Raw genomic sequence first — 7,609 nt, forward strand, 5'->3', positions numbered from 1 at the left:
TCTTAAGTTAAATCTTAGAGGATCTGCGTGTCTTCAGACCGCAGAGTGTCAAGTTAATCAAACTCATCACAAAAATCACAGTTCAGACATTTTTCTCCCCAAGGAAACAGAAACAACATCTGAACTATGATTTATTTTTGAGATTTATTTGATTGCTTTGATTAGAAGCTGAAGGTAGTTCTTAAAGCACCAATCACTACATTATCATTGGTATTGTTATGATCTGGGGCTGTTAGCCAAATCACAGCAGGGGTAAGGGTGATATTGTCGCTGAGTTTGTATTGATAAAATCCCTCAATGTGATAGGAAGTATTTGGATCTTTTGCAACTCCAGCACCAGCAGCACTAGAACTTGTGACTTTTGGTTCCATACCAACTATGACACCGGCCAAATTACCTTTTTTACCCAAATCGGGGAATCCAAGAGTAACAGCATAGTTCCAAGTGTCAAACTCTCCCTTTGTACCTGTCAAAACTTGACTGTTGGTATAGCCAGCCCAACCACCGAGAACAAATTTCTGACTAATACCTAGAGATGCTTGGACACCGTAGGAATTGCTGGAAAATTTTTCATCGGGGGTAAGATTGGTCAATGTGGCGTTATTACTACCAGTGAGTAATGGTTGATTGTAGGAATTGATATAAGTTAAACCAAGAGAAATGCGATCGCTGGGCTTGACGGTTAACTGCGCTAAAGCACCATAATTCCCATCAAATAACCCGTTTCCAGGAGTGGGGTTATTAGCTGTACTACTTAAGTATCCTAAACTTAGGCCTATTTTATCGCCAAGCTGGTGGTTAACTGCTATGCCTTTATCACCCAGTTGTCCATAAATCGGGTTTCTGGTTCCAAAAGTAGACACAGCCCCAAAAGCACCATCACCATCAAACAGATTAACTGTACTGGTAACATCGTCTGCTGCACCAGCATTAGCAATTAGTTTGACCTGAGTATTTTTGCCCAGGGGAAAAGCATACCATAGTCCATCTATGGTAACATCATTAGTACCAGCAGTACCAGGAAGATTGGCAAAAAATAAGTTGCCTTCTTTGGTTTTAATATCAGGGTTGTTGATATTATTACTTTGGATTCTGGTAAAAAGTGTATCTTTTCCAGTGAAACTGCTTACCAATTCCAGCCGTGTTCTTGCGCCTAAAGTGGTATTTTTATCAGTTATGTTCCCACCATTGACTTGTTTATTTGATAATACATCACTAACAACTGCCACAACTTGCCCCTGTAGCTTAGTGGTGGTAGAAAATTGATTAGCTTCCAATTCAGCAGTTTTGGCTTCTACGGTATCTACACGCCCCCGGAGGGTGACTAATTCTCCTGAAAAGTCCTTTTGCAACTTTTGGATTGTTGCTAAATCTTGCTTTGATACTAAATCACTGGTAGCTGTAGCAATTAGTTCATTGACTCGATCTAAACAGGCATTTAAACCAGCCGCAAATTCGTATCGTGATAACGCCCGATTACCCCGAAAAGTAGCGTTGGGATAACCTGCAACACATCCATAGCGTTCTACCAATGATTGTAAAGCCTGAAATGCCCAATCATTAGGTTGAACATCGGATAACTGAGATACGGAGGTAACTTGAGATACTGCCTGTTCTTGGCTATTATTAACCTGTTGTTCTGAATTAGTTACTGGTACTGGTTCTGCCTTTGCAGCAGCATTCATACATAATATGCTACTCACAACTGTTGAACTAGCAATTAGATAAGTCCAAAATTTTTGCATTTTTCCTCACACCCGTGTTTAAAATTGATAATGCTACACTCGAATTAGTACAGCTATTAATACTGATTTTTAATATACTACAGTCATAAGTTAAGCTGATCACAATAAAAAGTTAAGAAATCCTTATCAACTGGAAATATCCTCAGTATACAGCAGTATTACCTGAAATTTCCAAATATTCTGTAATTCTTGATACAGTAGCATTTTTTGATGACTTATATGAGAATGGATCTCATTATAAGATATAATGCCAATGAAGTTTTATTGTCAACCTCAAACCATGAGAAGTTCTAGAGAAGTTAAAATAGATAGAAAAACCAGAAATTTTTTACCGCTGATTACCTTAATAATTTTGTCAGCAGTTTATGGATGTAACAATCCTAACAGTAGGGAGGTTGTAAAAACGGAACCAGCCCCAGTCCAAAAATCACCAAAAACTAAGGTAGTTACCACATTTTTACCAGTTTATTTGTTTACTAAAGCGGTAACTGGAGATGTAGCAGATGTAGAGATTTTAGTTAAGCCTGGTACAGAGATACACGAATATCAAGGGACACCGACTAATGTAAAAGCGATCGCTACAGCCAAGATACTAGTCAAAAATGGTTTAGGCTTAGAGGAGTTTTTAGCAGATACAATTAAAAATGCTGGAAATTCTCAATTAATGGAAATTGATGCGAGTAAAGGTATTCCAGCTATTAATAAAACTTCCCCCATAGATAAAACAGCAACGGGAGAACATGATCATGATCACGAACACCAATTAGGAAATCCTCATGTTTGGTTAGATCCAGTTTTAGCAAAACAGCAAATCATCAATATTCGAGATGGTTTAATTATCGCAGATCCGGTCAATAAAGCCAACTATCAGACCAATGCAGCGGCTTATGTTCAGAAATTAGATAACTTAAATAATGAATTTCAACAAACTCTTAAACAAACACCAAACTGCACCTTTATCACCTTTCATGATGCTTTTCCCTATCTTGCCAAACGTTATAATATTAGACAATTAGCAGTGGTAGAAATTCCTGAAAAGCAACTTTCTCCAGCAGATGTGCAAAAAGTGGTGAATACAGTCAAAAAATACAAAGTAAAAGCCCTATTTAGCGAACCAGGGTTAGATAACAAATTACTCACCAGCATTTCCCAGGATTTGGGGTTAACTGTGCGGACTTTGGATTCTTTAGAAACTGGTGATACCAATCCAGAGTATTATTTTAAGGCAATGAAAGCTAATTTGGAGAGTTTAGCCGCTGGATGCAAGTGACGTAGGGGTAAAGCAAGAGCTTCATTGGTGTCAACCTAACGTAAAACCCATAACCCAACTGGGAATGAATTCCCAGTCTTATAGCAGAAGTCATCTGAAGATGACTAAGAGGGTGTTTGAAAAGTTATGGTTGATGTATCAAATATTTTTTACCCCTCCCTAACCCTCCCCTTGTAAAGGGGAGGGAACTGGATTTTTATTGTTTCCCCCCTTTACAAGGGGGGACTAAGGGGGGTAGCAATGTGATGAAAATTACGGAATAACACTTTTCAAACATCCTCTAAAAGAACTAGAAAATTTTTGAACTTGTTTAGTTTACTTTAAGTAGGTGGGCGGAGGAAAATCAAAATATATTTCGTTTTTTGAAATGGCTAAAACCCAACGACAATAACCCATCGAGGTGAATTTACATATCGTTACACATTTTGGTTATTTCACGTCCACCTACTTAGTAAACTTTAGCTATTAGCCCGGAAATTCATTTTTAGGCGGGTCTGTCAGCCAAACAAATAAGCCATCCGTAGCTTAAGTTGACACCAATGAAGCTCTTGCTTTACCCCTATCAATACTACGACTCCTGAATCCTTCTTTTTTTCGGACTTCTGACTCTTGCTATAAGTAATTGGACAAAAATATTTACAGTCATTGCGAGCGAAGGGAAGCAATCACAACCCTTGCGATTGCTTCATTTCACTTCGTTCCATTTGCAATGACATTGTGTAACTAATTCTGTCTCACTACTTATCACTATAAATTATTGGCATCTCAAATCCTAACTTTCATGACTGACGAACAAGCAGAATTTACATTACCAATATTAAAAGTTTCTGGGTTAACAGTCTACCAAAGCAGCTATCTAGCTGTGCGAGATGTTTCCTTTGAATTGTTAGCAGGAACAGATACAGCCATAGTTGGTCCAAATGGGGCTGGGAAAAGTACCTTAATTAAAGCTATTTTAGATTTAATTCCCCGCAGTGCCGGAACAATTGAAGTTTTTGGTCGCCCAATTTCTAGACTAGGAAATTTGCGGAATCAGTTGGGATATATGCCACAAAACTTTATTTTTGATCGCAGTTTTCCCATTTCAGTTAGTGAATTGGTAGCTTTAGGAATAGGGAATAAAAAACATTCATTTTTCTCGAAATTTTGGCAACAAAACCGGGAAACATCAGCAGCAGTCACCGCAGCTTTACACCGGACTGATGCTTATCGCTTGCGAAATCAGGCTATTGGGACTCTTAGTGGTGGTCAACTCAAACGGGTATTATTAGCTTATTGTTTGGTAACACCACGAAAGTTGTTAGTATTGGATGAAGCTTTTGCAGGGGTAGATGTCCAAGGAACAACGGATTTTTATGCTTTATTAAATGAATTAAAACGAGAAGAGAATTGGACGGTGTTGCAAGTTTCTCACGATATTGATATGGTAAGCCGTCATTGCGATCGCGTCATCTGTCTCAATCAAACTCTTGTCTGTTCCGGTAAACCGGAAATAGCCCTTTCCCCAAAAAATCTTCTAGCTACTTATGGTCCTGGTTTTAGTCGCTATGAACATCATCATTAAAAATTTAGAATTTAGAATTTAGAATTTAGAATTTAGAACTCCCGGTTCGCCCATTTAAAATCGAGTTACAAAAAAGCTGAACGATTTAATCAGGGTTTTCGGCTTTGATAAAAATGTACTACCCTACAGACTTTATGCGATAGCGAAGCGCTGCTGCAAGCAGTTCGCATAAAAATAGAGTTTTAGCGCCGGATGTGGTAGTTCAAGCTAAATTTCGGGAAATCGCTAAAACCATTACGACACCTGGATTTCTTGTTTTTTTGGCAATTTCTCGAACTCCAAAAAAAATGAGCGAACCGGGAGTTAGAATTTAGAATTTAGAATCAAAAATGGATGAGGTCAGTAACCCAGCCCTAAAGGGACTGGGCTTGCAAGAGTAATCAAGCAAGCCGTACTGACCAGACCACCCTGAGTTTACTCTCATGGTAGCCGTTATTTGAGTCACGACACCCCGGAATGCGAAGCTAGTTCCCTGCTCTGTCATTTGCAATTAAACAGTTTTAAGGTCACTGAAACAGTGTTGCAAGTCTAAAAAGCTCTTATAACTGGTCGTTCGCGCCAGCGTGCCGGAGGCATCTAGCTAACATTACCCCAGAAATGGGAGTTGGTTTCCAGGTTCCAATCAAAAATCTGGTTTTAATTTTAATATCCACAGCGGTTAAAACCGCTCGTGTCGTTTCCCTCTCAGGTCTAAAGACGCGCTCGTTTCCCACTTACCGGGTATTCTTATGACCATTAACTATCATGACTTAGTAAATTTATTGCAATTTCCCTTTATGCAGCGTGCCATTATGGGTGCTGTGTTAATGGGCATTTTAGGTGGTTTATTGGGCAGTTTCGTTACCTTACGACAATTATCCTTTTTTAGTCATGCCGTTGGTCATGCAGCCTTGGTAGGTGTGGCATTAGGCGTGTTACTCAACACTAATCCTACTTGGATGTTACTCCCGTTTACCTTAATCTTTGGGGTTGTTGTTCTCTACCTAATTGATAAGACTGATTTGGCTAGTGATAGCGTTCTCAGTATAGTGCTATCTGGGGCATTAGCAATTGGTGTAATTCTCACCAGTTTTATTAAAGGATATCGCGGTAACTTAATGGGGGTACTATTTGGCGATATTTTGGCTATAGATAACACAGATTTAATTTTGACGCTATTGGTACTTGTTGGTAGTAGCGTTTTTTTATTATCAACTCTGCCGCAACAGATTTTATTAACTCTTAATCCTGATGTTGCTCAAGTGCAAGGCATACCTGTACAATTATATCGCTATGGATTCGTTGTTCTACTTTCCCTTGCCGTAGCTGTGGCGATTAAAGCCGTTGGTGTTTTATTGGTAAATGCGTTTTTGGTAATTCCGGCTGCTACAGCCAAACTTATGAGTCACCATTTCAGCCGCTTTCTGATTCTATCGGTGGTTGTCGGCTGTAGCAGTAGTATCGGGGGAATGATGGTTTCTGGGTTATTTAACCTAGCTTCTGGACCGAGTATTGTTTTTGTGCAGTTTCTGGTATTTGTGGCTGTGTTTAGCTGGGTGAAGTTGACAATGAAGGTGAGCTAAAAATTATTTTCAATAACCCCTTGACTAATCTTTTGTCTTGTGCTAATTTAATAAAAGTGGTGAAAAAAGCCCGCCGGGATAGCTCAGTTGGTAGAGCAGTGGACTGAAAATCCACGTGCCACGAGTTCAAGTCTCGTTCCTGGCATTGATTAAAATAGCTGAAAACCTTAGTAATCAAGGTATTTAGATAAATCCTACTGGAATAAGAGAACTCCACAAAAAAAATGATCCAATTTTGTGGGATGGGCATCCTTGCCCGTCCTTGATGATTAGCGGGCAATTCGTCCCGCACCACAAGAAATTTTGGGATATTTTTTTGATTGGAAGTCTCTAATAAACCTGTGCTGCATGAGTTGTCATTGCGAGTGAAAGGAAGCAATCTCTTGACAACCGATAAACCACCTAACGCAAAAATCTCTCAAACCCTTATTCCTCTGTGTCCTCTGCGCCTCCGTGGTTCGTTAATCAGGATAATTTATTTCTTGGAAGTCCCTCACTAAATTATTGGGTCTGACGCACCCTACAAGAGATAAAATCTACATTACATATTGAGTAGGGTGCGTCAGATAGAGGAAATCTGTTTTTTATCAAATTATTGGGTCTGACGCACCACACCCTACTCAATAAGTTATTCCCAAAGCCGAAAACGACGCAATTTCGTTCATTCATATCATGGTAAATTTGTACAGTGCGTAAGTAGGTGAACACAATAAAACCAAACTGTGTAAAGAAATGTAAAATCGCCCAAACCCTCTTCACTCTTGCCTCTTGCTTTTTGCCTTACCATAACGACAATTTTCAACGCTCACCTACTCGAAAATTGCCTTTAATTGGGACTGTGGGGGTTTTATTATTGGCAAAGCGGCGGGGTGTGTTGGCTAGTGTTAAGGATGTTTTAGATGAGATGCAAGCACAGGGAATGAGAATTTCAGACCGGCTGTATGTGCAGGTTTTGACCTTAGCACAGGAAAAGAAAGTTTGAGGATAGGTAAGGTAATTTATCTCGTGAGCAGTTGTTAGTGAGATTTCAATGGCGAACTGCTGACGCGATCGCTATGAGTAGTATTTTTAGAAAAGGCAAGTATAGATTAGTATGGCTGGTTTTAGCGATCGCCCTTGGTTTATCTACCATAATTCCTGTGAGGATAGCGATTGCTTTTCACGAAACTTCCTTACCCCAGGTAATTTTTGTGTTGAGGGGTGATTCTCAAAGAATGGAATTTGTCGCCCAGTTTTGGCGATCGCACAAAGATTTTCATTTTCTGGTAAAGATTTCTAAGTATAATGGGTGACGAGAACATTTTGGATCATTACAGTCAAAACGGCTTAATCATTTTTTGTGATTAAATTCCATAGCGAACTACTTGCAGCAGCGTTTCGCAATCGCTCATTTTCTTCAAGCTGGGTTTAAAATGGAGTGAATTTACACCCATGATTCCAAGGGAAAAGGCTGTACTTGATGAATACG

Annotated in this window: 6 protein-coding genes and 1 tRNA gene; 6 read left to right on the plus strand and 1 reads right to left on the minus strand. The window is 39.3% G+C overall.

All coding sequences use genetic code 11. The features are described from left to right. Window positions 1–161 precede the first annotated feature (161 nt). Window positions 162–1,745, minus strand: coding sequence for an iron uptake porin (locus FJR37_RS08955; RefSeq protein WP_168465822.1), 1,584 nt, complete (start codon window positions 1,743–1,745; stop codon window positions 162–164). 253 nt (window positions 1,746–1,998) lie between these two features. Between FJR37_RS08955 and FJR37_RS08960 the strand changes: the two genes are divergently transcribed. The 6 genes from FJR37_RS08960 to FJR37_RS08985 all read left to right on the plus strand — a co-directional run bounded on the left by FJR37_RS08960 (window position 1,999) and on the right by FJR37_RS08985 (window position 7,433). Beyond that, entirely contained in the window at window positions 1,999–3,015 is a 1,017-nt protein-coding gene (locus FJR37_RS08960) for a metal ABC transporter solute-binding protein, Zn/Mn family (protein WP_152608973.1), read from the plus strand. Between the two features lie 781 nt (window positions 3,016–3,796). Beyond that, entirely contained in the window at window positions 3,797–4,579 is a 783-nt protein-coding gene (locus FJR37_RS08965) for a metal ABC transporter ATP-binding protein (protein ID WP_168465823.1), read from the plus strand. A 728-nt stretch (window positions 4,580–5,307) separates the two neighbouring features. Continuing rightward, entirely contained in the window at window positions 5,308–6,141 is an 834-nt protein-coding gene (locus FJR37_RS08970; RefSeq protein WP_168465824.1) for a metal ABC transporter permease, read from the plus strand. Window positions 6,142–6,213: 72 nt separating this feature from the next. Beyond that, window positions 6,214–6,286, plus strand: a tRNA-Phe gene (locus tag FJR37_RS08975). A gap of 630 nt (window positions 6,287–6,916) precedes the next feature. Next, window positions 6,917–7,123: a DUF3368 domain-containing protein gene (locus tag FJR37_RS08980; RefSeq protein WP_254434544.1), complete on the plus strand. Its 207-nt coding sequence runs from the start codon at window positions 6,917–6,919 to the stop codon at window positions 7,121–7,123. A 31-nt stretch (window positions 7,124–7,154) separates the two neighbouring features. Further along, complete coding sequence (locus FJR37_RS08985; RefSeq protein WP_168465825.1) at window positions 7,155–7,433, plus strand: hypothetical protein; 279 nt, start codon at window positions 7,155–7,157, stop codon at window positions 7,431–7,433. Window positions 7,434–7,609 lie beyond the last annotated feature (176 nt).

It is taken from the genome of Aphanizomenon sp. UHCC 0183, from assembly GCF_009712065.1.
In the GTDB taxonomy this organism is placed as follows: Bacteria; Cyanobacteriota; Cyanobacteriia; order Cyanobacteriales; family Nostocaceae; genus Dolichospermum; species Dolichospermum heterosporum.

What these genes read in the sequence shown, in the direction of transcription:
- FJR37_RS08970 (WP_168465824.1), top strand. Translation starts at nt 5,308, where the DNA reads ATGACCATTAACTATCATGACTTAGTAAATTTATTGCAATTTCCCTTT.
- FJR37_RS08955 (WP_168465822.1), bottom strand. Translation starts at nt 1,745, where the DNA reads ATGCAAAAATTTTGGACTTATCTAATTGCTAGTTCAACAGTTGTGAGT.
- FJR37_RS08960 (WP_152608973.1), top strand. Translation starts at nt 1,999, where the DNA reads ATGAAGTTTTATTGTCAACCTCAAACCATGAGAAGTTCTAGAGAAGTT.
- FJR37_RS08965 (WP_168465823.1), top strand. Translation starts at nt 3,797, where the DNA reads ATGACTGACGAACAAGCAGAATTTACATTACCAATATTAAAAGTTTCT.